General features: G+C 53.8%; 17 protein-coding genes and 1 rRNA gene. 13 read left to right on the top strand and 5 right to left on the bottom strand.

Annotated features, from left to right (window positions below):
* Nucleotides 1-44: 44 nt before the first annotated feature.
* From J2X61_RS25730 to J2X61_RS25710, 5 genes are all read right to left on the bottom strand, one after another.
* A complete protein-coding gene (locus J2X61_RS25730; protein ID WP_310191873.1) occupies nucleotides 45-1,199 on the bottom strand; it encodes an MBOAT family O-acyltransferase in 1,155 nt (384 codons plus the stop codon).
* Nucleotides 1,200-1,321: 122 nt separating this feature from the next.
* Entirely contained in the window at nucleotides 1,322-2,212 is an 891-nt protein-coding gene (locus J2X61_RS25725) for an SGNH/GDSL hydrolase family protein (protein ID WP_310191870.1), read from the bottom strand.
* A 147-nt stretch (nucleotides 2,213-2,359) separates the two neighbouring features.
* Nucleotides 2,360-3,556, bottom strand: a complete 1,197-nt coding sequence (locus J2X61_RS25720; RefSeq protein ID WP_310191868.1) for a class-II aminoacyl-tRNA synthetase family protein — start codon at nucleotides 3,554-3,556, stop codon at nucleotides 2,360-2,362.
* A 10-nt stretch (nucleotides 3,557-3,566) separates the two neighbouring features.
* Nucleotides 3,567-3,824: an acyl carrier protein gene (locus J2X61_RS25715; RefSeq protein ID WP_274472981.1), complete on the bottom strand. Its 258-nt coding sequence runs from the start codon at nucleotides 3,822-3,824 to the stop codon at nucleotides 3,567-3,569.
* A 24-nt stretch (nucleotides 3,825-3,848) separates the two neighbouring features.
* Complete coding sequence (locus tag J2X61_RS25710) at nucleotides 3,849-7,064, bottom strand: FG-GAP repeat domain-containing protein (protein ID WP_310191862.1); 3,216 nt, start codon at nucleotides 7,062-7,064, stop codon at nucleotides 3,849-3,851.
* Between the two features lie 321 nt (nucleotides 7,065-7,385).
* Here J2X61_RS25710 and J2X61_RS25705 point away from each other — a divergent pair, with 321 nt between their 5' ends.
* The 13 genes from J2X61_RS25705 to J2X61_RS25645 form a co-directional block, all read left to right on the top strand.
* On the top strand, nucleotides 7,386-9,911 hold the full coding sequence (locus J2X61_RS25705; protein ID WP_274472983.1) for a U32 family peptidase: 2,526 nt from the start codon (nucleotides 7,386-7,388) through the stop codon (nucleotides 9,909-9,911).
* 442 nt (nucleotides 9,912-10,353) lie between these two features.
* Nucleotides 10,354-11,391 (top strand): ABC transporter ATP-binding protein, encoded by a 1,038-nt coding sequence (locus J2X61_RS25700; RefSeq protein WP_310192120.1) that lies wholly within the window; start codon nucleotides 10,354-10,356, stop codon nucleotides 11,389-11,391.
* Nucleotides 11,384-12,100: an ABC transporter permease subunit gene (locus tag J2X61_RS25695; protein ID WP_274472986.1), complete on the top strand. Its 717-nt coding sequence runs from the start codon at nucleotides 11,384-11,386 to the stop codon at nucleotides 12,098-12,100. Before J2X61_RS25700 ends, J2X61_RS25695 begins: the two co-directional genes overlap by 8 nt.
* 5 nt (nucleotides 12,101-12,105) lie before the next feature.
* Entirely contained in the window at nucleotides 12,106-13,494 is a 1,389-nt protein-coding gene (locus tag J2X61_RS25690) for a GldG family protein (RefSeq protein ID WP_274472987.1), read from the top strand.
* A complete protein-coding gene (locus J2X61_RS25685; protein ID WP_310191859.1) occupies nucleotides 13,491-14,423 on the top strand; it encodes a DUF4340 domain-containing protein in 933 nt (310 codons plus the stop codon). The genes J2X61_RS25690 and J2X61_RS25685 overlap by 4 nt, the downstream gene beginning before the upstream one ends.
* A 500-nt stretch (nucleotides 14,424-14,923) precedes the next feature.
* Nucleotides 14,924-15,148, top strand: a complete 225-nt coding sequence (locus J2X61_RS25680) for a hypothetical protein (RefSeq protein WP_274472989.1) — start codon at nucleotides 14,924-14,926, stop codon at nucleotides 15,146-15,148.
* A 27-nt stretch (nucleotides 15,149-15,175) separates the two neighbouring features.
* The gene (locus J2X61_RS25675) at nucleotides 15,176-15,973 is read left to right on the top strand and encodes a spore coat protein (protein WP_274472990.1); all 798 of its coding nucleotides are present in this window, start codon (nucleotides 15,176-15,178) and stop codon (nucleotides 15,971-15,973) included.
* Between the two features lie 173 nt (nucleotides 15,974-16,146).
* Nucleotides 16,147-16,611 (top strand): DUF6130 family protein, encoded by a 465-nt coding sequence (locus tag J2X61_RS25670; RefSeq protein WP_274472991.1) that lies wholly within the window; start codon nucleotides 16,147-16,149, stop codon nucleotides 16,609-16,611.
* A gap of 179 nt (nucleotides 16,612-16,790) precedes the next feature.
* Nucleotides 16,791-17,492 carry a heptaprenylglyceryl phosphate synthase gene (pcrB, locus tag J2X61_RS25665; RefSeq protein ID WP_274472992.1) on the top strand — a complete coding sequence of 234 codons (702 nt, stop codon included), beginning with the start codon at nucleotides 16,791-16,793 and terminating at the stop codon, nucleotides 17,490-17,492.
* A 3-nt stretch (nucleotides 17,493-17,495) separates the two neighbouring features.
* The gene (gene pcrA, locus J2X61_RS25660; RefSeq protein WP_274472993.1) at nucleotides 17,496-19,832 is read left to right on the top strand and encodes a DNA helicase PcrA; all 2,337 of its coding nucleotides are present in this window, start codon (nucleotides 17,496-17,498) and stop codon (nucleotides 19,830-19,832) included.
* Between the two features lie 57 nt (nucleotides 19,833-19,889).
* On the top strand, nucleotides 19,890-21,911 hold the full coding sequence (gene ligA / locus J2X61_RS25655; RefSeq protein ID WP_310191854.1) for an NAD-dependent DNA ligase LigA: 2,022 nt from the start codon (nucleotides 19,890-19,892) through the stop codon (nucleotides 21,909-21,911).
* 27 nt (nucleotides 21,912-21,938) lie between these two features.
* Nucleotides 21,939-22,910, top strand: coding sequence for a DUF1835 domain-containing protein (locus J2X61_RS25650; RefSeq protein ID WP_310191852.1), 972 nt, complete (start codon nucleotides 21,939-21,941; stop codon nucleotides 22,908-22,910).
* A gap of 243 nt (nucleotides 22,911-23,153) precedes the next feature.
* A 16S ribosomal RNA gene (locus J2X61_RS25645) occupies nucleotides 23,154-23,242 on the top strand; the annotation flags it as partial.

The raw sequence follows: 23,242 nt of genomic DNA, 5'->3' as shown, positions 1-23,242 counted from the left end.
TACACCTCCATAAATGGTAAACAACCACACAAATTATACCACTATCATCCTGTAAAATGAAGCAAGCCTTTATAGATCCGGAGAACGGTCTCGTAATTGGAGCTATAAATGATGACGGAGAACGTTACTAAAGCTTGGGTCACGAAACAGCGGAAATAAAAGTAAGCTTTGGACACTTTCTTTTTGTTGACGGTCGTGATTTTGAATAGATTTTCGATAGCCAGAATGATGCCGTGATACAGCCCATAAAAGAAATAGAGCCACGTAAAGCCATGCCATAGGCCGATCAAGACCATGATGAGCACGGATAAGCCGGAGGCGACCCAGCGGGACGGCGCGGTGCGGGAGAAGAACATGAAGATATGGTCCCGGAAGAAATCGCCTAACGTCGCGTGCCAGTTGCGCCAGAACTGCGTCATCGAAGGCGATAGAAACGGACGCTTGAAGTTCTCGGGCATCGTATAGCCCATCAACCGCCCGAAGCCGATCGCCATGTCCGAGTAGCCGGAGAAATCGAAGTAGATGATCGCATAGAACCAAACCAGCAGAAAAAGCGATTGATGCGTATGAAGTTCCTGCTTCAGCACTTGATCGAAAATGCCCGTCATCCACGTGACCAGCACGATTTTCTTAAATAAGCCCTGAATGATGCGTTTGACACTAGTCTCGAAGAGGGCGGCGTCAACGGTATAAGGCTTCTTGCTGTCGGCCATGAAATCGCGGAATTTGAGTATCGGTCCTGAGGTGAAGGTGGGCACGAACAGTATGTAGTTCGCATAATCGATGGCGGGCACTTGGCCTTCTTTACCGAAGAAATAAGCGAAATAATAAGCGTCGATCACTTTCAAAACGTTATAGATGAGACCTAAATATATGACCGCCTCGAACAGCGGATTGTGGAAGATGCCCATTACGAATAGTCGGACACCGAGGAACACCCCGATAATATTGGCGGCTAAAGCGAAGATGAAGAGTGCTTTACGCCATACGGCCGTTCTGCACAGCCATACGAAACCGGCATAATTGATCAAGGTGAAAGCCCCGTAGAAAACAAGCAGCTTCTGGCTGTACAGCAGCAGAAAGCAGAGGCTGAATATGATCATAAGAATACGTTTGTTATCAGCCCACTTCCTGGTGAGCATCAGAACGGCAACCATGCCTGTCATCGCGATAATTGCGTTCATTTGCATATAAAACATAAACGGTGAACTCCTCGCTTGGCATGCTTCATGCTTCTAGAATTTCTCGTAGATAAATAAGCCTTTGCCGGTGAAATAGATGAAAACCAGGTACAACATCACGAGATAGACGAGCACCTCGGCTACTTTCCTAAGGATTTTAACCATGTGTCTACCTCCTTCGTGAATAGCGGAGCGCCATCTTCCCGGTTCAAGTGAACAAGATCGTGAAAGTACTTAGGTTCGTACGTATGCATCAAATCCAGGAACGGCACGTTCGCAGCTTTCAGCTGACTGTTGACGGCTTCTTTGAGCGAAGCCATATACGGCGGATCGGCATAGCCTTTGTTCCAAGGCATCCAGATCACGCGGAGACGAAGCTGATGGTCCTGCGCATACTGAATCACCCATTGCATGGCATCGAGATTGTCTTGGAAATCTTTCAACTGCATGGCGCCGAAGCGCTTGTCGTATTCGTCCCATTTGGTCTTCAGGAAAGCGTCGTCCTTGCGGCCGGGGTACAATTCTTTGTCGATCCAGCGCGGCTCGTAGGCGAGGCTGCCCTTCAGCAACTGCCGGGCGAATTCTTCGCCGGAATCCCTGAAATAGTCGCGGTACGCATAGACATAGGGCTGGTACCAAGGCTTAAACCATTGATAAGTAGGGTCGGTTTCGAGCGCGTCCAGCATCGTATGCACATCGATGCCGACGACGAGTTCGTCGCGAATATCGTATAGACGATGCTCCAGAATACCCTGGAGGTCCGTGATTTTCCCGTAGGACAGTCCCATTTCGACGAGATGGGCGTCGGACTTGTCTTCGATATAGGCACCGGTAACGGCCGAATTACCGAAGAAAACCGGACCCGTTTGGGACCAGCCGTGGTGATAAAGCGTTTTGGTAAAATCGTTCTTGTAGAAACGGCGCGAGCTAACCATCGGATTCCACCAGGACACGAGAAGGTCGGAGATGACGATCGCTAGCAGCAGGCCGAGCACGAAGCTATTCTTTTTCAGGAAGGTGGCTGCTTTCAACGGAATCACTCATTATCTTGGATTAGGATGGGGGCCCACAGCTGACTTCCATACGGTTCAGAGGTCGGCGTGCGGGCCCGCGTAAGGTTATGGGTTGATGTAAGGCGGTATGATAAGCTCGCCCGTTAGAAGACGGCTATAGCAAGCTTACAGCGCCTTCTCCTGCCAAGCATGGTACTGCTCGCGGAAGGCCGCCGGCCATTGCTGCTCGTCCAGGCCATATTGAGCCAAGAAGGCGAACGCCCAACGCTCAATGCCGAAGCCTACACAGCCGGTAACGGCGTTGCGCTTGCCCATTTTGATATTAAACGCATTGCCGAACGTGTTGCTGTGGAAATTGACGGAGGAGCACGCGATAGACTTCTTCACGTGCGGAATCGTCAGGCGCAGTTCGTACTTCATCTCCTGATTCCGCTGGAAGGACGCTTTCACTTGGAAATCGTTCGTAAAGAACGGATCGTTGGCAATCTCCAGCATGGAATCGACGTTCCATTCGACCGCTAACTCTTTGAGATACTCGATCGACTTCAAGCGGTTTTCCTTGACGAAATCAGGCTTGCCGACGAAAATGATTTCGCGCATGGAGAAGTCCAGCAGCCGCCCGAAATCGCTGTGGTTTTTGGACTCGAAGCGATGGCACTTGGCGATAGCTGTGACGACGATGCCGTCTCCTTCGAGCGTTTCATTCTCCAAGCCCTCGTAGCAATGGTAGCAAGTGGAGGGATTCATCATGAAATTCGGTTTCACCATGTTAGGATCAAGGGCGAGCGGCTCCTCTTGCTTCCACCCGCCTGCTTCGCGGATCGATTGCGAGAAGGACTCGATGACGTCCAAATCCTCGCGCAGATGCGTAACGAAATGGATGTGCTCAGGGAACGAGGTGAAATGGTTCGTTTTGTTCAGTGTATGGCTATGAATAACCGCCGGATATTGCTCTTCCTGCATGCCATCGAAACGCTTGGCAATTTTGGTCACGAACGAGTAATCGAGGAATCTCATCAGGCTGGAGAACGGCTCGCGGAAAATGAACAGACCGGGCTCCAAGATCTTGATGGCTTTGCGCTTCACCAATTCGGCGATAATGTCGCCTTCGTACGGCGTATCCACCTTATGCTCGAACAGGATATTTTCTTTGAAGCCGAAATCGCCGTGGGAGAAACGCTCAATAAGACGCTGAACCCGTTCGGTAATGCCTTCGTTGCCTTTCGGTGAGTTGTGCGTAATCACGATATGCCCGTCCTCAAGGGCGATATCCTGAATGTGCTCATCGGCGAAGGCGGATGCGTATTTCACTTGTCCATGCTGGCTTTCGGCCAAGCCCTCCAACGAAATTCTACATGTCATCATGAGTGGGTTACCTCGCAGTCTTCTTGGAAATAAAATCGGCAATTTCGCTTACCGTGTTCAGGGAATACAGCATCAAGTCCTGGTTGGTCACTTGAATGTTGTACGTTTTCTCAATATGGGCGATCAGCGCCGTTGCGCCGATGGAGTCGATAAACCCGTAATCGAACAAATGTACGTCAACGCCAAAATCGTCGTCGTCCTCGGCAATTTCATAACGCTCGCGAATATGCTGCTCAAGCTCCGCTAGTAAGTCTACATTAGACATGTTGGAAAGCCTCCTGATTAATGGTTATTTGGTGCTGAACGATAGGGTCGTTAGATCGCCATATCGGGTAATGGTGTAGAAACGGCCGCTTGCGTCATAATCGATATCGGCATCGCCTGCCTCGAACTGGAGCTCCACTGGGCTGAACAGCTTAACCTGCTGCAGACCTGCCGCTTTCAGCTTGAGCCTGTACTTGCCGGCTTGCTTCGTCAAGGCGAATGGCACATTGGCCCGCACGATGTGCAGCCGGTCTTGGGCCGGCGCAATGGCGATCGTAGAAGGCTTGGTCAGGCCGACATAGAACCGGTTATCGATGGCCGTATATGTATCGGAATCGCTTTGGAGCGAATACAGCGCCATCTTCTCGCCTTTGTCGACGACAACCCCGAGCGTTCCGGCGTACTCGCCGGCTAAGTCAGGTACCCCGGCCGCGTTCGGCGTCAAGGTGGCATGAAAGTGCGGGCTGCCGCCGGGCAGAAGGTCTTTGAGCCTGTCCCATAAATAGGAAGCCCATGACTGGCTGATCCGCACGTCGCTGGTCATGGCGTTCAGAAACGATTTGGCCATTTGTTTCTCGGTCATAAAATTATAATCATGCTCCGTACGAAGCTTATCAAAGTAATCGGCGAATTGCGTCAAGTCCGCAATCTTGGACGGTACGGGAAAATGGTACTCGATGTGCTCGAAATAATCAATCGGCATATCCAGCTTGACCATCGACTGGAATACGTCGGTCGTCGCATAATCGCCTGTCCGCAGCACGGGTGTCGGCGTATGAATCAGCATGGTGCGCTCCGTGCTGCCTTGACCGTCCTGCAGCAGGAACGGCAGCGACCAGACCGACTCCGGACGGGAAATGACGGGCGATTCGGACGGCAGGAAGCCGAAATTGTACCATACGCCGTCTTGCTCCTCATTACGCAGCGTCTGCGTCTGATCTTCGTTATTTACGCGCCAGGTATGCTGATTCGTGCCGGGACTCCGCCAAGGAATGCCCAGCTTATCGAAGGCCTTCTTGTGGAGAGCCAGCTCGGTCCGCTCTTGTTCGGCGCTTTTGTAATTGTGCACGAAGACATGCGGATCAAGATCCAAGTGATTCTCTCGCGCGTACTGGATGAATTGCTTTAACTCCGCTTGATACGGAAATTGCGGATCGTCGATGGCGACGGGCGATCCGAATTCGATGCCGCCGACAATCAAATCGTCTTGGCCGTCGTGATTGAGATCCAGCCATAGCGGCACGGCGTTATGACCGGCCACCAAGGCACGGCTGCCGACTTGGTTCAAGGTTGTGCCTTCCAGGGGACCCGTATTCGTCCAGGCGCCGTTTGCGCTCTGGACGTACACCTGCAGGTCCCCGTCGGCGCTGCCGACGACGAGATCGAGCCGTCCGTCGCCGTTCATGTCGCGGGCGGCCGGCGCGGCGTAGGCGTTGGTCAGCGTCAAGATCACGCTGCCCGCATCCAGATCAAGGGCCGCTGCGCTGCGGCCCTTGTAGAGCCACACTCGTCCGTCGGCTCCGCCCAGGACGAGGTCGAGCTTGCCGTCGCCGTCGATATCGGCGACAGCCGGCGCTGCAGGCCCTCCGGCCAGCTGCAGCGCCTTCCCGCCCGCGCGCACGGCCGCGGGCTTCGCGAACCTGCCGCCGGCCGTCTGCGGCAGCGCCAGCACGGCGCCGGACTCGTCGGAGACGACGAGGTCCGGGCGCCCGTCCCCGTTCACGTCTGCGGCGTGAACGGCGGTGTAAGGCTTCAGCTGGAGCGGCTCGCCGGATTCCAGCTGAAGCTTCGCCGGCGCCCCGAACGTATCGGGCGGCGCCAAGCCTTCAGGCAGCGGCTCGCTTGCGTACGCCGCCGCCTGCGGTCCTTGATTCGTGTAGACGTACACGAATCCGTCGGCGCTGCCGACCAGCAGATCCATGCGGCCGTCGCCGTTCATGTCCGCGGCGGCCGGGTACGCGCGGTAAGGCAGCTCGATTGCGCTGGAGAGATCGCGATATTGCGGGAACAGCGCCTGCCGCAGCGGCTTGCCGTCAGCCATCACGTGCAGTCCGCTCGCGTAGCCCGAGCCTGGCAGCTCGCCGATGAACGCCGGCTGCGCGCTCGTTCCGGTGTTGAGCTGCACCGTCACGCTCTCGCGCCACTGCCCCCAGTAGAAGGCGTTGCGCACCAGCGTAAAGGACGGGATTTCCTTATATTTCTTCAGCTCTTCCGCCCATGCGATGCCATCCTTCTGCCCGATGGCGGGCATCGCCTCGAAATGGTTCTGGAAGGCCATTGCCGGCCTGCCGTAAGGGCCGAGAATTTTGCGGACGCTGTAGCCGAGCGTCTCTTTGGTCACATAAGCAAGGAGCTCGCTGCGGTACTGCATGTTCGCCGCGGCAAATTCAAAGTTGAAATAGGGTCCCAGCGGCAGCGCTCTTTTATTGAAATAAGTCGTTCCCGGCGTCTGTTTGGCGCCTGCATCGTAGGCTGCGGCCCACTGGGCGAAGCCTAGACTGGCATCCATGCCGCTCTGCATATCGAAACCGGTAGAAAAGTAACGATTCGGCAAAAAGTTGCTGGAAATGAGCACGGCCCCTTTCCCTACACGGTTATGCAAGGAAAGTGCAACCGGTTGGCCGGACACGTTCATGGCTACGATCGTTTGTCCTGAGGACGGAACGAAGCCATACCCCATGTGAAAGCCCGGAAGCTCCGCGGCGGTGTGATGCTTGAAGTAGCTTTCTGTAAATAATTGAAACGTTTGCTGCAAGCTTTGCAGATTAACAGGCACTTGAGGATAGCTGAAGCTCTGGGTAACCGCGGCTGTCTGCGGCGCTCCCAAGCCGGTCAAGCTGGACAAGGGCATCTTCTGCAAGTCGACGATCTCGGCGGCGCCTAAAAAGTCTAGCGGCAGCAACTTCGCGAAGCCGTTCTCTGCGAGCAAATGCCCGCCTTCCTGGACATAGCGGATGAGTTGGGGAGCCAGCTCGTTCCAAGCGGCATCCTGTGCAAGGGCGGGGTCCAAATAAATGGCGTCGTAAGCGCGAAGCCGTCTGGCAGATAGACCGGCCAAAGGCTGTTTATCGACGGATACGCCGGCTTGCAGTGTTTGCTGGAAATTACCGTAAGCCGCTGTATCGTAAGATTCGCCGCCGGTTGCATAAAGAAGCTTGGTTTCCTCTATTTTTGGCAAAAATAGAAGTAGGCCGATTACGGCAAGGAGACCGAGGCCTAATCCGAGCACAATTTTTAACATGCGAATTTTCGACAAAACCAAAAGGATCCCTCGATTGCTATAAAGGTCACTATCCTTGACATTATAGCATTCATGGGTAAGTTTGTTAACTTTTATAGGGCGGCCCGGCGGACAGGTAACGTTTGGAAATGACGCGGAGCATGTCGGATCGTGGCTTTGTTTGGCATTGTTCGGCCCTAGCATCCTGCCTATCGTTTCTGTTACACTAAAGAGACAATGACAAACAACTTGAAATTGTGAGATTGTCTCCTAGGGGAAGACTATGCGTGTTTCCTGAGAGTCGATTTAAATATGAGAGTTTGATTGAAAGGATTTGCTGCCATGCGTACGATACGCAGAGAAGATATAGAATTGTTGGCCCCTGCGGGGGATTGGGATTGTTTGCGAGCGGCTGTTGCCAATGGTGCGGATGCCGTGTTTTTTGGCGTGGAGAAATTCAATGCCAGAGCGCGCGCGCATAATTTCACGATGGCGGAGCTGCCGGATATTATGTCGTTCCTTCATCTATATGGGGTGAAAGGGTTCCTGACCTTTAACATCCTTGTATTCGAGGAAGAGTTGAGTGAGGCCAAGCAGCTGATTGAGGCTTGCGTCGATGCGGGTGTGGATGCGGTGATCGTGCAGGATTTGGGTCTTGTCAAAATGATTCGTGAAATCTCTCCGGATTTCCCGATTCACGGCTCGACGCAAATGACGATTACTTCGCCGGAAGCCGTTGAGTTCACGAAGCCGTTCGATATCGAGCGGGTGGTCTTAGGGCGTGAAAATAATTTGAAACAAATCAAACAAATTGGCGATCAGGCGAAGCTGCCGATGGAAGTATTCGTGCATGGGGCGCTCTGCGTTTCCTATTCGGGCCAATGTTTGACTTCCGAGATGTGGGGCGGGCGCTCCGCGAACCGCGGGGAGTGCGCGCAGGCGTGCCGCTTGCCTTACGATTTGATGATCGACGGCGTACAGAAGCCGATGGGCGATGTGGCGTACTTGCTGTCGCCGAAGGATTTGGCGGCGCTGGAGCTCGTGCCCGAGCTGATTGAAGCGGGCGTCTGCTCGTTCAAAATTGAAGGGCGTCTTAAAACCCCTGAATATGTAGCGAATGTCGTGAGCAAATACCGCCGCGCGATCGACCGTTATTTCGACGGTCAGGATGTGCGTCCTTCGACGGAAGAACTGCGGGAGCTGCAGCAAAGCTTCTCGCGGGGCTTTACGGTCGGGTTCCTCAATGGAACGAACAACAAACAGCTCGTCGACGGCACGTTTCCGAAGAGCCGCGGGGTGTTCGTGGGCCGCATCAAGCAGATTTTACGCGATGGCGTAATCTGCGAGTTAGAGGCTCCGATTAAGCGCGGAGACGGCCTTGTGTTCGATGCAGGGGATCCGACGAAGAAGGAAGAGGGCGGACGTATATACGATTTGCGCCGCAAAGGCGAGAAGCTGGAAGGCGAAGCCGAGGGCGGCATCATTGAGATCGTCATGGGCCGCAACGATGTCGAGCTCAGCCGTCTGCATGTCGGAGACCGCATCTGGAAGACGAACGATCCGCATTTGGACAAACGGCTGCGCCAGACGTTCGAGACCGACAAGCCGTACCGGACGTTCCCGGTCAGCGTGAAGGTGACCGGCAAGGAAGGCGAGCCGCTCAGAAGCTGGTGGACGGACGTGCAGGGCGGGCATACGGTCTTCGTCCAATCCGAGCTGCCGCTCGTTCGCGCCGAGAAAAGACCGATGGACGAACAGCTCTTTGCGGACCAGTTCGGCCGCCTTGGCGGCACGATCTACGCGCTGGACGCGCTGGACGTGCAGTTGGAAGGCGAGCTGATCGTACCGATGCGCGAGCTGAATGCGATGCGCCGCAGCGCGGTGGAGCTGATGGAAGACGAGCGCCAGAAGCCTCGGGCATACATCAAGCGCGAGGTCGGCGTATACGATGACGTGCCGGTGACTGCCGCGGAGCAGCCTGAGCTATCCCAGGCCGAACGCAGCGCGGTGAAGCTGACCGCGCTGTGCCGCAACCTTGATCAGGTGAAGGCCGTGCTGGAGACGGACGATGTCCAACTGATTTATGCGGATTTCGAATTCATTAAGCAATTCCCTGCGGCGGTTGAAGCCGTTCATGCGGCAGGACGCCAGATTGCTCTGGTGACGCCGAGAATTCATATGCCGGGGGAAACGGGCTATTTCAACCATATATTGAAGCTGAAGCCGGATGCGGTGCTGATTCGGAATACGGGCGCAGCCTACTTCTTCCTGAAGCATCGGCTGGAGCATCCGAACGAGCATCAGCCTGTATTGATCGGGGATTTCTCCTTGAACGTGGCGAATCACAAAACGGCCGCACTTTTCCTGGAAGCGGGGCTGTCTACGGTGACGCCGTCCTACGATTTGAACATTCAACAGATGGTCGATCTGCTTCGCCGCGCGGAAACGTCCAAGCTGGAAGTCGTGATTCATCAGCATATGCCGATGTTCCACACGGAGCACTGCGTATACTGCACGTTCCTGAGCGAAGGCACGGATTATACGAATTGCGGCCGCCCTTGCGAGGAACACCGCGTTTCGCTGCAAGACCGCGTAGGGATGTCGCATCCCGTGCGGGTCGACGAAGGCTGCCGCAACACGGTTTATAATGCGGTCGATCAGTCGGGCGCGGAGTATTTGAACCATTTCATGGATCTCGGTATCCGCTCCTTCCGCGTGGAATTCCTTGAAGAGACGCCGGATAAGGTGCACGAAATTTTAGGCTTGTACCGCCGGGCGATTAACGGGGAGATCAGCGGCACACAAGTATGGCGCTCCTTGAAGGCCACGAATCAGTTGGGCGTTACCCGCGGCCAGCTGGTGAAATAAGGATGGTGAAGAACCATAGACACTTGTTGTCTATGGTTTTTTTTGTGCCAATGGGCGGCTCGGATCGGCCCTAGCCGCTAACGGACATGGCGGCCCTTATTTGATGAAAATGGGTGATCTCTGTAATGTTAACGGACACCGGCGCGGTTATTTGCCAATAAGAGGCTGATTTACTCTGAAATCATCAGATAAGGTCACGGGTGTCCGTTAGCTGTGAAATGCTAGACTTTTTGCGAGCATAACGACTGCAGTGTCCGTTAGATCTACAGTCGGTCTCCGGCACCTGTTGGTTCCTTTGTGTTGATCGCGCTTTTATTTCGTTCACAATTTGGACACAATTTTTTAATGTTTTTTTCAGATTGGCTTAAGGTTGGTTTATTGTTCCACGCGTATAGTGATGATGGTTACTAAGAACGCAAAAGTATGAATGGGGGATCATTGGATGCTTGAGGTCAAACAAGTCAGCAAGCTGTACGAAAATGATCGCGGCGTACATAACATCGACTTCTCGATGCAGCGCGGCGAAATCGTCGGCTTCCTAGGGCCCAACGGTGCTGGCAAAACAACGACAATGCGCATGATCACGGGTTATTTGAATCCGACGCACGGCCAAATCTTGATAGATGGCCACTCCATGGCGGACAACCCGAAGAAAGCGCGCCGCAAGATCGGCTACTTACCCGAAACACCGCCGCTCTATCCGGAGATGACGGTGCAATCTTACCTGCGCTTTATTGCGAATCTGCGCGATGTCCCGGCGAGAGAGCAGAAGCTGCGCGTCGGCGAAGCGATCGACAAGCTCGGCCTGCAAGGGCGCGAGAAGCAGATCATCCGCTCCCTCTCGAAGGGCTACAAGCAGCGCTTGGGCCTTGCGCAAGCGATTCTGCACAAACCGGATCTGCTCGTTCTGGACGAGCCTACGTCAGGTCTCGATCCGAAGCAGATCATCGAAATTCGCCAGCTGATCCATGAGCTGGGCGAGAACCATACCGTGCTGCTGAGCACGCATATTCTTCCGGAAATTAACGCGATCTGCAACCGCGTTCTAATTATTAACCAGGGCCGCGTCGTGCTCGACGAGCGTCCTGAGCATCTCGGCCGCACGATGGGCGAGACGTTCGAGGTGTCGCTCGAGGTCAAAGGGCCTCGCGAGCGGATTATTACCGAGCTGAGCAGCCTGGAGACGGTCGCCGCCGTCAAGGAGCTCGACGCTCCGGCAGCTGCCGATGCGGTGGAAGCTTCGGCCGGCGATGCCGCGTCTGATGAGAAAGACACAGGCTCCGTGAAGCTGCTCGTGACTTCAGCGGACCGCTCTGATATCCGGGAGGATCTGTTCTTCCGCTTGGCCGGCGCCGGTTACCCGATTCTCGAGATGAAGCGGGAGAGCCTCAGCCTTGAGGAGATATTCCTCAAGCTGACGACGGACGAGCCTGGTGAAGAAGGCGCCGCAGCGCAAGAGGAGGGCGATACCGATGCGTAAAATTTGGGCGATTTGTTCCAAAGAGCTGCAAATGTATTTCTTCTCGCCGGTTGCGTACGTAGCCTTCGCATTCTATGTGCTGCTGTCGAGCTTCTTCTTTTATGTCAACTTCGTTGCCGGACAGCCGCCGATTGTCGATGCGCGTTCCGTTGTCGGCAATACGTCGTTCGTGTATCTGTTCATCATTCCTCTGCTGACCATGCGTCTGGTTGCAGATGAATTCCGTCAAGGGACGGACGAGCTGCTGTTGACGTCGCCTGCCGGTATCGGCCAAATCGTAATCGGTAAATATTTATCGGCTTTCATCGTGCAAGTGGGGCTTGTGGCGATCTCCTTGATCTATCCGCTCATCATGTCCGCGTTCGGCGAGATGGATAAGCCTGTTCTGTGGCTGTCCTATTTGAGCATGTTTCTGATCGGCTGCGCGATGATGGCGATCGGGCTGTTCGCGTCAAGCTTGTCCAACAACCAGATGGTTGCCGGTATTACCGGATTCGTCATTTTGCTCTTGCTGTGGCTATTGGATTGGGTCGGCGCAAGCATGACCGGCAAGCTGAAGGATTATGTCGGTCAATTCTCATTGACCAGCCATTTGTCCAATCTGCAGAAGGGCGTTCTGCACGGGGGCGACATCCTTTTCTATGTCACGTTGACGGCGTTGTTCCTCGTGCTTAGCATACAAGTTCTAGAAAGAAAGCGTTGGAGGTGAGCGGGATGAACAAGTGGATACGGGGAACGAATGCGACAGTTTTATCCATCGCGGTGATCGGTATTTTCATCATTCTGACCATTTTCCTTCACTCGCTGAAAGGCTTTCAGGTCGATTTGACGAAAAACAAGAACTTCACGCTTTCGGAGCAGACGGTCAATACGCTCAAAAATTTAAATCAAGACATTCATGTCATTGCCTTCACGAACAGTGGGGATAACAATGAATTCGTGACGCGCCAAGTGACGGATATGATTCAAGAGTATAAGAAGGAAAGCTCCAAAATTACGTACGACGAGTACGATATGCTGAAACAGCCTTCGATGGCCAAGCAGTATGGCGTCGATCAAGGCGGTACGCTTGTTTTCGAATTGGGAACGAAGAAGCAGAACGTGAACTTCTATGAGCTTTTCGTTGGCCAACAGGACGGTTCGTACACGTTCTCCGGCGAAGAGAAGTTTACACAGGCTATTACGAGCTTAACCTCTACGGAGAAACATACGGTTTATGTGCTATCCGGACACCAGGAATATCCGCTTAGCGCGATGACGGTTCTGAGAAGCTCGCTGGAGGCCGCCAACTACACGGTGAAGGACCTTAATCTGTATGTAGCCGGCAAAATTCCGGACGATGCCGAGATGCTCATGCTGCTCGGACCGCAGAACGACCTGAACGACAAAGAAGCGGAGCTCATTCAGGCGTACCTGAAGGACAAAGGCAAGATCTACATGGCGCTAGGCTTCAACAAGGATATGGCGACCAAGTGGAAAAATATCGATGCCATCATGAAAACCTACGGTATCCAGGATCAGCACGCGATTGCCATCGAGCCGAAGCAAACTTCGCTCTATGATCCGTTGACGATTATTCCGGACTACGGTTTCCATGACATTACCAATAAGCTGTCCGACAACAATCTGGTGACGATGCTGTCGCTTGCGGTAACGCTGAATGCCGATCAAAGCGCGCCGGATTTCACCCAATCGCTGCTGCTTAAAACGACCGACAAAGCGTATGGCGAAACGGACATCAACTTGTTGGCGCAGTCCAAGACCAAGCAGGATGACACGGATGTCAAAGGTCCATTGAATTTGGGCTACGCCATTGCGAACAAGGACAACAAGCCGAAGGCGGTTATTCTCGGCGGATCGACGTTCGTGCTGGATCAAGATATTCAAAATCAAGGCAACAAGGATTTCGCCATGAACAGTATCGGCTGGCTCCAGGAGCAGAAGGATCAGATTACGATTCGTCCGCGCCAAGGGGACGCGTTCCAGCAGGCGATGATTACACCTAGCCAAGCCAATACGATTTTCCTCGTAACTATCGTGTTCTTGCCGCTTCTGTTCCTGATCATCGGCGGTTTGATCTGGTGGAGGAGGAGAAGAGGATGAAACGGTTTATTCCGACGATTCTGTTAGTCGTTATTTGTATCGGCGGTTTCTGGTACGCTTCGAGCAAAAACTTCTTTCAAGAGAAACAAGAAGAACCGAAATCTCTTCTCACGCTGAAGCAAGAAGATGTGCAGTCCCTGTCGCTTAAGACCGAAGCGCAGGAGATCGAGTTAAGCCGTACGGACAGCGGTTGGGAGATGAAGAAGCCGGCTGCTGTCCCGATGAATACAAATCAAGTCGATTCGTGGCTGGACATGCTGGGTCTGGTCCAATCGACCAAAGTGGTCGAAGAGTCTGCCGGCAACCTGGCCAATTACGGCTTGGATAAGCCCCTTGAAACGTACCGGGTCACGCTGAAGGACGGCTCCAAGAAAGGGATTTCGGTAGGAACGGCGCTGCCGATCGAAGGCTTCTCCTACGTTCAGGTGGAGGGATCTCCCGCCGTCTACCAGGTCAGCGATCAATCGCTGTCTTCCTTGAATAAAACGCCGGTCGATTTCGCCGATACGAGTCCGGTCAAATTTGAAAGCGACAAGGTGCAGGCCGTGAAGGTCACCTGGAAGGGCCAAACCTGGACGCTGACGAAGACGGACAAGGACAAGGTTACTGCGGAAGCGAATTGGAAGCTTGGCGATAAGGAGCTGAAGGGCTCGGAAGCAAGTCCTTTGCTCGATGAACTGATCTTCCTGCATAGCACGGAGCTCCCGCAGCCGGCGGCGCAGCAGCCTGCCGCAGGCGGCGAGCTGAAGGTCGAGCTGACGCTGACGGCCGACGGCAAAGACGTGACGGAAGTTTACGAAGGCAAGCTGAGTCAAGACCAAGTCTGGGTGGCCAAACAGGGCGGGACATGGTCCTACCAGCTGCCTGCGGCAGACATACAGAACATAGCGGATGCCTATGCCGGCAAGACGGCGCAGCCTGCGTCCTAATCGAACAACCCCCTGCAGCTATGCTGCCCGGGGTTGTTTTTTTGCTTCTCTCGGCTAAGCGACACAGGAGGGAAGCCTGCCGAGAAGCTGCCTCATAGCATCTAACGGACACAGCGGCTGTTAAACGCGTGATCATCGGCACAATTCGAATCTAACGGACTGTGAAGTCCCTATTTCCCCGTTCTAGGGTAAAGCTCCCTCTGGTATGGGGAAATAGCAGCACTGGTGTCCGTTAGAATCTCAAATCGGCCCGGGTAGGCCGAATAAGGTCTGCTGTGTCCGTTAGCCGGAGCGGAGCTCCGTTGCCGGCCTGTATGCTGCCCGTTAGCAATGAATGCAACGCTGTTCGCAAGGATACCGTTCAATGTGTCCGATTTGCTAGGCGAGGGTGTCTAAAGAGCTGCGGCACCCGCCTATTAGGTTTTTTTTACCAAATGGAAATAAAACGTAATATTTTGGGAACCCTACTTAGCAAGGAATGGAAAGGAGGTAACATTCACATGTACAACAATCAAGGAAACCAAACCATTACCGGCAAAGAGCTCTCGTACCTTGCGGATACGCTGAAAAACGAGGAATTGTTAGCAAAGCTTTGCGTTCAGGGGGCTGCGAATTGCCAAAGCCAATCTTTGAAGCAAACTTTGTCTCAGCTGTCCCAGGAGCGGCTGCAGAATATCAGTACGCTGATTAACACGATGCAGCAGCAGTCTGGCATGACCCACTAATAGACAACCAGAGGAGGTGCTAATAGCATGTATCAATCCAACTCGTACCAACAACAGCAGCAACAGCAACAGCAAGTCCACCTGCAAGAGCAGGATTTCGCTAACTTCGTTCTCTCCGAGCTGAAACGCAGTGCAAGAGAATACACGACAGCAGCGCTAGAAGCGGTTAACCCGCAAATTCGCCAAACCTTCCAAACGTTATTGCAAAAAACATTGAACGATCAAGCCGCCGTATTCCAGGAGCTGCAAAAGCTTGGCGCATATGAGGTCCAACCTGCGGATCAGCAGCAAATCCAGCAAGAGCTGCAGAAGCAAAGCCAGGCCGCATCCAAGCTGCAATCTTTTGTTCAGCAGAGCTTGAGCAATAACACAATGATGGGTTATCAACAGCAACAACAGCAACAACAAGAATCCGTTGGGATTTCTCAAACCCCGGCCTATACGCAACATCAGCAGCCGCAGAGCCAGCATCAGAACCAGATGGCAGCCTTGTATCAAGCCCCTATCCAACCGGCGATTACAGCGTCGCAATATCCGAACGCCGTATATAACAACCAAGGGCAAGGTTATGCATCCGCTAATCAGCAACAAGGCTACGGCTCCGTTCAAGGGCAGAACACGATGCAAGAGCATCAAGGCTACGGCCAATCGAGCTACGGGCACACTCCAAGCTACGCGACCTCGACCGGCCTCGGAGCTGCAGATCAAGCCGGCATGATCGGCAAATCAGCCAATCCAAGCATCGCTTCCCGCCAATCCTCGCATGTGACTGGGGAAAGCTCCTATATAAACAAACAGCATGAGGGCAGTAAGTATAGCTTCTAGCTCCTGTTACGCTCCCTTATCGCCTCTAACGTTCGCAGCCTGCTGCGGGCGTTTTTCTTTTCTTTCCGTAAATTTGTCCATCTTTTCTCAGAATGATGGTATGGAACCTGCTTGTCACACATATATAAGAGACAAGGATGTCCAATCTCATGGGAAAAGGGTGTAGCTACGATATGAAAAAAACATGGATTTACGGCGCAGCCGCTTTAATGGTGCTGGGAGCAGTGACAACCGCATGCGGTTCCAAAGAGGAGGTTGTGAGCACGACGGGAGCGGGTCCCAAGGTGGCGACGACGGTGACAGGCAGCCAGGCGGAGAGCAGTGTGAAAACGATCGCAGCGGGGGCCAAGCCCTCCATTGATGCGCAAGTTGCCAAGGTGGACGGTAGAAATGTGACGATCACCTACCAGACGTCGAACTTCCAATTGTCCGATCAGTCGATGGACAAAGCCAATGTACAAGGTCAAGGGCATCTGCACTTGTATGTGGACGGGAAGCAGAAAGCGATGATCGGCAAAACAGGGCCTCTTACGCTTAACAATCTGGCGACAGGCAAGCATGAAATCCGGCTCGAGCTGCAGCAGAACGATCACAAAGCATTGAATGTCGAGAAGATTCTTAACGTCGAAGTGAAGTAATAGGAACGTTTGTGCGTATTCGTGCGGAAAACTGGCTTGTGTGAAGATCCGGCGACACTGCACGCATATTCTGTGAAAAGACGGGCTAAATGCCCGTCTTTTGTCATTTGACACACCCGTATAGGTAGCATAGACTGTTGATAGTATGGCAGGATTGCCGCCTAATCGGAGGGAAACAATTGATCGTCGATATACGTAAGTGGAAGCATGTCTTTAAGCTGGACCCGGATCGGGAACTAACCGATGAGGCGCTGGAACGCGTCTGCCAATCGGGCACGGATGCCGTGATAGTCGGCGGGTCAACGGGGGTTACATTCGATAACACCGTGGAGCTGCTGGCGCGGATTCGTCAATATGAGGTGCCATGTGTGCTGGAAATTTCCAACCAGGAGGCGATTGTGCCGGGCTTTGACCTCTTCTTCATTCCGGTAGTGCTCAATAGTGAGGATCCGGACTGGATTGTCGGCCAGCATCATGCGGCGTTGAAGGAGTACGGTTCCATGCTGAACTGGGATGAAATTATAACGGAGGGCTACATCATTCTGAATGGTGAAGCTGCGGCCGCCCGGCTGACCAAAGCCCGCGCCGACTTGGACGCCAGAGATGTTGCGGCATACGCGCGCATGGCGGACAAGCTTTTTAACATGCCTATTGTGTATTTGGAATATAGCGGTTCGTTCGGCGACCTGGAGCTTGTGCGGCGGACAGGACAGGTGCTTGAGAATGCCCGGTTATTTTACGGGGGCGGCATCGACAGCCTGGAGAAGGCGCAGCAAGCGGCGGAAGCGGCCGATACGATCGTCGTTGGCAACATTATCTATAGCGATCTGGAGCAGGCGCTTCAGACGGTGAACGTGAAATTCGATAGAACAGGAAGGTAACTTATGAACGAGACAGTCAATATTTTAGATGCGATAAAAAGGTTGAACCCTCAGCAGCGCAAAGCGGTCGAAGCGGTTGACGGGCCGCTTTTGATCATGGCGGGAGCGGGCAGCGGGAAGACCCGCGTGCTTACGCACCGGATCGCTTATCTGATCGGCACGCACAAAGCGGCGCCATGGAACATCCTGGCGCTGACGTTTACGAATAAAGCGGCCCGTGAGATGCAGGAGCGTGTGGGCAGGCTGGTCGGCGGAAGCGGGAACGACATCTGGGTGTCCACGTTTCACTCGATGTGCGTCCGTATGCTGCGCAGAGACATCTCGCGTATTGGCTTTACCTCGAACTTTACAATTCTGGATTCCGGCGACCAATTATCGGTCATTAAAGCCTGCTGCAAAGAACTGAACATCGATACGAAGAAGTTTGAACCCAAAACCTTTCAAGCGGCCATTTCTACAGCCAAAAACGAACTCATCTCTCCTAAACAATTCGAAGATAAAATCGGCGATTACTTTGACGGGCTGACCTCTAAAATATATACGCTGTACCAGAAAAAACTGCGAAGCAACAATTCCCTTGACTTTGATGACCTGATTATGGCAACCATTCAATTGTTCAAGGAAGTGCCCGAGGTTCTGGATTATTATCAAAATAAATTCCAATATATCCATGTAGACGAGTATCAGGATACGAATAGGGCGCAGTATATGCTCTGCCAGATGATTGCCGCCAAACACAAGCGCATCTGCGTTGTTGGGGACAGCGATCAGTCCATTTACCGTTGGCGCGGGGCCGATATTACGAATATCCTCAACTTCGAGCAGGACTACCCGGATGCCACCTCGATTCTGTTGGAACAAAATTACCGCTCGACCTCGAATATTTTGCAGGCGGCGAATAAGGTCATTGCCAACAATACGGGCCGTAAGCCCAAAAATTTGTGGACGGACAAAGAGGGCGGCGTAGGCATCAAGCTGTTCCAAGCGGATTCCGAGCATGAAGAAGGCTATTTCGTGACAAGCGAAATCAACAAAAACAAAGCGAAGGGCAAGAAGTTCGCGGATCACGCCATCTTGTACCGAACGAACGCCCAGTCCCGGGTTATCGAGGAAATTCTTATCAAATCCGATATTCCGTATACGATCGTCGGCGGCGTCAAGTTCTACGACCGTAAAGAGATCAAAGATATTTTGGCTTACTTGCGCCTCGTCTCCAATCCGGATGACGATATCAGCTTGAGCCGGATCGTCAACGTGCCGAAGCGGGGCATCGGCGATACGACGATGGACAAGGTAGCGGCCATGGCTGCGCAACGGGGGATTTCGCTCTTTGCTATGCTGGAGGAAATCGACATCCTGGAGATCAATACGAAAGCGAAGCATGCGCTCAGCGGTTTCCGCGAAATGATCGATAATTTGAATCGGATGGTCGAATACTTGTCCGTAACGGAGCTTACCGAGAAGGTGCTGGAGCTTTCCGAATACCGTATGGAAATGCAGCGCGAGAATACGATCGAATCCAAGGCCCGCCTCGAGAATATCGAGGAGTTCCTGTCCGTGACGCAGGACTTCGAGAAGCGCAACGAGGACAAGTCCCTCATCTCGTTCCTGACCGATTTGGCGCTCATCGCCGATATCGATACGCTGGATAAGGATGAAGACGCCGAGCAGCAGGACGCCGTCGTCTTGATGACGATGCACAGCGCCAAGGGTCTGGAGTTCCCGGTCGTCTTCATCATCGGGATGGAGGAAGGCGTCTTCCCGCACAGCCGCGCTTTCTCGGATAACGAAGAGCTCGAGGAAGAGCGCCGGCTGGCATACGTCGGGATTACGCGTGCCGAGGAAGAGCTGTTCCTGACGTGCGCCCGCATGCGCACGCTCTTCGGCCGCACCGCCGCCAACGCGCCATCGCGCTTCCTGCAGGAGATTCCGCCGGAACTCCTGGAGAAGGTCTCGATGGGAGGCTCCATCGGCGGCGGCTTCTCCCGAGGCGGCCGCACCAGCTCGTTCGGCAGCTCGGTAACGAGCCGCGGCGGCAGCGCCGGCTCGTCCGCCTGGGGCACGCCGTCCTCGTTCGGAGGACGGACTAGCGGCGGCGCTGCTGCGCCAAGCTCTCCACCGGCAGCGAAGGTGCTGCCGTTCCGCGCTTCGCAGCCTGCCGCAGGCGGGGCGGTGCAGGATTACAGAGCCGGCGACAAAGTGTCGCATGGCAAGTGGGGAATCGGCACCGTCGTGTCCGTGAAAGGCTCGGGCGACGAGACCGAGCTGCAAATCGCTTTCCCGGCGCCTGCGGGCTTGAAGCGCCTGCTGGCGAAGTTCGCCCCGATCACGAAGGTATAGGGGCGGGTAATCTCCGCTTTGGAACACCCATTTCCCATTAGAGAGGAAGAGCCCGTAATGACAGATGCCATCGCGGCAATGCAAACCCTCATCCAAGAAATCAACAAGCACAACCACAATTACTACACGCTCGATAATCCGACCATCACGGATGCCGAGTGGGACGCTTTATACAATAGATTGGCTGCGCTGGAGAAGGAGACGGGCGTGATCCTCCCGGCTTCGCCGACGCAGCGCGTAGGCGGCGATATTCTCAAAGGCTTCGAGCCGCACCGCCATCTGGCGCGTCTCTGGAGTCTGGATAAAGCGCAGAATGCCGAAGATCTGCAGAACTGGCATGCGCGCGTGCTTAAACTGATTGCCGATTACAACGGCAAGAATCCGGCAACGCCGCTGCCGGATCCGTCGTACGTCGTAGAGCTGAAGTTTGACGGACTCACTCTGAACCTGACGTATGAGGGAGGGCAGCTCAAGCAGGCATCTACGCGGGGGAACGGCACGGTGGGCGAGGGCATTCTCGCGCAGATTAAGACGATCAAATCGATTCCTTTGGAAATTCCGTACGATCAAGGGACGATCGAAGTGCAAGGCGAGGGCGTCATGTTCCTGTCTGTGCTCGACGCATACAACCAGACCGCTGCCGAGCCGTTGAAGAACGCCCGCAATGCGGCGGCCGGAGCGCTGCGCAACCTGAACCCGAGAGTGACGGCGGAGCGCAAGCTGAACGCGTTCTTCTATAATGTAGGTTACTCGGATAACATTCAGTTCCAGAACCATGTCGAGATGGTCCAGTTTCTAAGGGACAATCACTTCAAAGTCAGCAACCGCACGCGGTACTTCGACACGATTGAAGAAGTGGGCGCGGAGCTGGAGCGGATCGCGGAGGAGCGCGCAAGCTTTGACTTCCTCATCGACGGAAGCGTCGTGAAGCTGACGGATATGCGCACGCGAGAAGTGCTCGGATACACTGAGAAATTCCCGCGCTGGGCGATTGCTTATAAGTTCGAAGCGGAAGAAGCGACGACGATACTCCAAAGCGTGTCCTGGGAAGTGGGACGCACAGGCAAAATTACGCCGCTGGCGCGCGTCGAAGCCGTCGATCTTGCCGGTGTCACCGTGCAGAACTGCACGCTGAACAATATCGGCGACATCGAGCGCAAGAACCTCAAGCACGCCTTGGGCAGTCTGGTCTACATCCGCCGGTCCAATGACGTCATTCCGGAAATTCTCGGCAAAGTGACCGAGGAGAATGACGGCGGGGAAATCGTCGCACCGACGCATTGCCCTGCCTGCGGCAGCGAGCTGGAGATGCGCGGCGCGCATCTGTTCTGCCCGAACCGGCTTGGCTGCTCGCCGCAGCTCGTCGGGCGGATGGCGCATTTCGCTTCGCGCGATGCGATGGACATTGAATTTTTCAGCGAAATGACCGCCTCACAGCTGCATCAGGAGCTTGGCGTCAATGATCCCGCGGATCTATATACGCTGCAATTCGAAGATCTCGTTAAGCTCGACCGCTTTGGCGAGAAGAAGGCCCGCAATCTGCTGGGCGCTCTAGACAAAAGCAAAACGCGCGACCTTGCTTCGTTCTTATATGCCTTGGGTATCCCCAATTCCGGCAAAACGACTACGAAGGTGCTCGCGGACCATTATCGCAGTCTCTCCAAAGTTATGGAGGCTACGCCGGAAGAACTCATCACCCTGCCGGATGTGGGCGGGATTGTGGCGGACAGCATCTATTCGTTCTTCCGCGATCCTGTCATGGTATCCAGCATTGAGCGCATGCTGGCCGCAGGCGTTGCTCCGTTTGCCGAGGAGCCTGAGGTCGTTCAGGCGAGTCCGGACCATCCTTTTTTCGGCAAGACGATCGTCCTGACAGGTACGCTTTCGACGATGGGGCGCGACGAATGCGCCAAGAAGCTGGAAGCGCTCGGAGCGAAAATCACCGGCAGCGTCTCCAAAAAAACGGATATCGTGATCGCCGGAGAGAGCGCCGGCAGCAAGCTGACCAAAGCGCAGGATTTAGGCATTCGAATCATCGATGATGAGCAGGAGCTCTTAAAGTTGCTGGGTGAAAGTTAAGCTAATTTGATGTAAAGGGGCTGCGCCATGCCGAAGTATGTGCATATCGTGAACGGGGACGCATTTGGGAACAAGCTGCGCGCTACCGGACTTGACGGCGTCATCTTGGTATGGCGCGAGTCTCTATATGAAGGACCTGTCGGCATGCAAATGTCCGATCGTGTCCTTTTATCTAACCGGGCTTCTTATATGTATCGCAAGCACGGGATACCTGAGGGCGAGTTCAAGTCGATCTCGCTGGAGCAGGAGCGTCAACTGGATCGATTTGCGGAGGACGCGGATGAGATTGTTTTTTGGTTTGACCACGATCTTTTTGATCAATTGATGCTTTGTTATTTGTTCATGCGCTTGCGTTCGGCTCGGCGGTCTCATGGTCTCTCTTTGATTATGTACGATGCGTCGGCGGAGTGCGATTGGGTTGAGCGGTACGAAGCGAGGTCTAAAGTCACGGAGGGGCAGCTTAGACTTGGGGGCCAGGTATGGAGGGCTTATTCAGCTCCTGAGCCGCTTGCTATGGCTTCATTGTTGAAGGACGATCTTTCGGTCCTGCCTTATTTGAAAAAAGCTTTGGAGGCTAATATAGGACGTTATCCGTCCGTTACGAACGGCCTGAGCCGTCTGCAACAGCTCATTCTGAGTGAATTGGAACATGGTGAGAGGTCTGTCTTATCTTTGTTTCAACATATCAGCGCGAAGTGCGGAGAGTACGGACTAGGCGATTTGCAGTTCTGGAGCTTACTGGAGCATCTTCGAACGTGTAAGCACCCCTTGATCGCAATAACGGGAGGAGATTGTCTGCCGAAGTACAATGATCCTTTGCCAGAGGGATTCAGTGAATGGCGAGTAAGTTGGACGGAGATGGGGAAACTAGTCTTTACAGGTAGCGAAGATCAGGTCTTACGGAATGGCATCGATGATTGGATCGGCGGCGTTCATTTACGGGGTTCGAGCTCTGTTTGGCGCTGGGACGCTGGCAACGGCGGGTTTCTGAGGGGTTAAAAACTTTTTTCGAAAAGGTGCTTGCAATTCGTTTCGAAACCTGATAGTATATGTTCTTGTCACCGCAAGAGCGACACATTAACGCTTTAAACGGTAACCGAACTAAAGCTCTTTGAAAACTGAACAAATGAATGAACAATCAGCACAATAGTCGCGTTAAGCGACAAAATGAGATTAATAATCTCGCTAGCAAGTCAATTGAGCTATTCAGCTTTCAATAAATGAGCGAGCAATCGGTCAACTATTATGGAGAGTTTGATCCTGGCTCAGGACGAACGCTGGCGGCGTGCCTAATACATGCAAGTCGAGCGGAGCACTTCGGTGCTTAGCGG

The sequence above is a fragment of the Bacillus sp. 3255 genome (assembly GCF_031456485.1).
Taxonomy (GTDB): Bacteria; Bacillota; Bacilli; order Paenibacillales; family NBRC-103111; genus Paenibacillus_E.
The sequence above is the reverse complement of the archived record's forward strand: the minus strand, read 5'-3'. Positions and strand labels throughout refer to the sequence as shown.

What these genes read in the sequence shown, in the direction of transcription:
- J2X61_RS25720 (WP_310191868.1), bottom strand. Translation starts at nt 3,556, where the DNA reads ATGACATGTAGAATTTCGTTGGAGGGCTTGGCCGAAAGCCAGCATGGA.
- J2X61_RS25680 (WP_274472989.1), top strand. Translation starts at nt 14,924, where the DNA reads ATGTACAACAATCAAGGAAACCAAACCATTACCGGCAAAGAGCTCTCG.
- J2X61_RS25730 (WP_310191873.1), bottom strand. Translation starts at nt 1,199, where the DNA reads ATGTTTTATATGCAAATGAACGCAATTATCGCGATGACAGGCATGGTT.
- J2X61_RS25670 (WP_274472991.1), top strand. Translation starts at nt 16,147, where the DNA reads ATGAAAAAAACATGGATTTACGGCGCAGCCGCTTTAATGGTGCTGGGA.
- J2X61_RS25695 (WP_274472986.1), top strand. Translation starts at nt 11,384, where the DNA reads ATGCGTAAAATTTGGGCGATTTGTTCCAAAGAGCTGCAAATGTATTTC.
- J2X61_RS25715 (WP_274472981.1), bottom strand. Translation starts at nt 3,824, where the DNA reads ATGTCTAATGTAGACTTACTAGCGGAGCTTGAGCAGCATATTCGCGAG.
- J2X61_RS25685 (WP_310191859.1), top strand. Translation starts at nt 13,491, where the DNA reads ATGAAACGGTTTATTCCGACGATTCTGTTAGTCGTTATTTGTATCGGC.
- J2X61_RS25705 (WP_274472983.1), top strand. Translation starts at nt 7,386, where the DNA reads ATGCGTACGATACGCAGAGAAGATATAGAATTGTTGGCCCCTGCGGGG.
- J2X61_RS25690 (WP_274472987.1), top strand. Translation starts at nt 12,106, where the DNA reads ATGAACAAGTGGATACGGGGAACGAATGCGACAGTTTTATCCATCGCG.
- J2X61_RS25650 (WP_310191852.1), top strand. Translation starts at nt 21,939, where the DNA reads ATGCCGAAGTATGTGCATATCGTGAACGGGGACGCATTTGGGAACAAG.
- pcrA (WP_274472993.1), top strand. Translation starts at nt 17,496, where the DNA reads ATGAACGAGACAGTCAATATTTTAGATGCGATAAAAAGGTTGAACCCT.
- J2X61_RS25675 (WP_274472990.1), top strand. Translation starts at nt 15,176, where the DNA reads ATGTATCAATCCAACTCGTACCAACAACAGCAGCAACAGCAACAGCAA.
- ligA (WP_310191854.1), top strand. Translation starts at nt 19,890, where the DNA reads ATGACAGATGCCATCGCGGCAATGCAAACCCTCATCCAAGAAATCAAC.
- J2X61_RS25710 (WP_310191862.1), bottom strand. Translation starts at nt 7,064, where the DNA reads ATGTTAAAAATTGTGCTCGGATTAGGCCTCGGTCTCCTTGCCGTAATC.
- J2X61_RS25700 (WP_310192120.1), top strand. Translation starts at nt 10,354, where the DNA reads ATGCTTGAGGTCAAACAAGTCAGCAAGCTGTACGAAAATGATCGCGGC.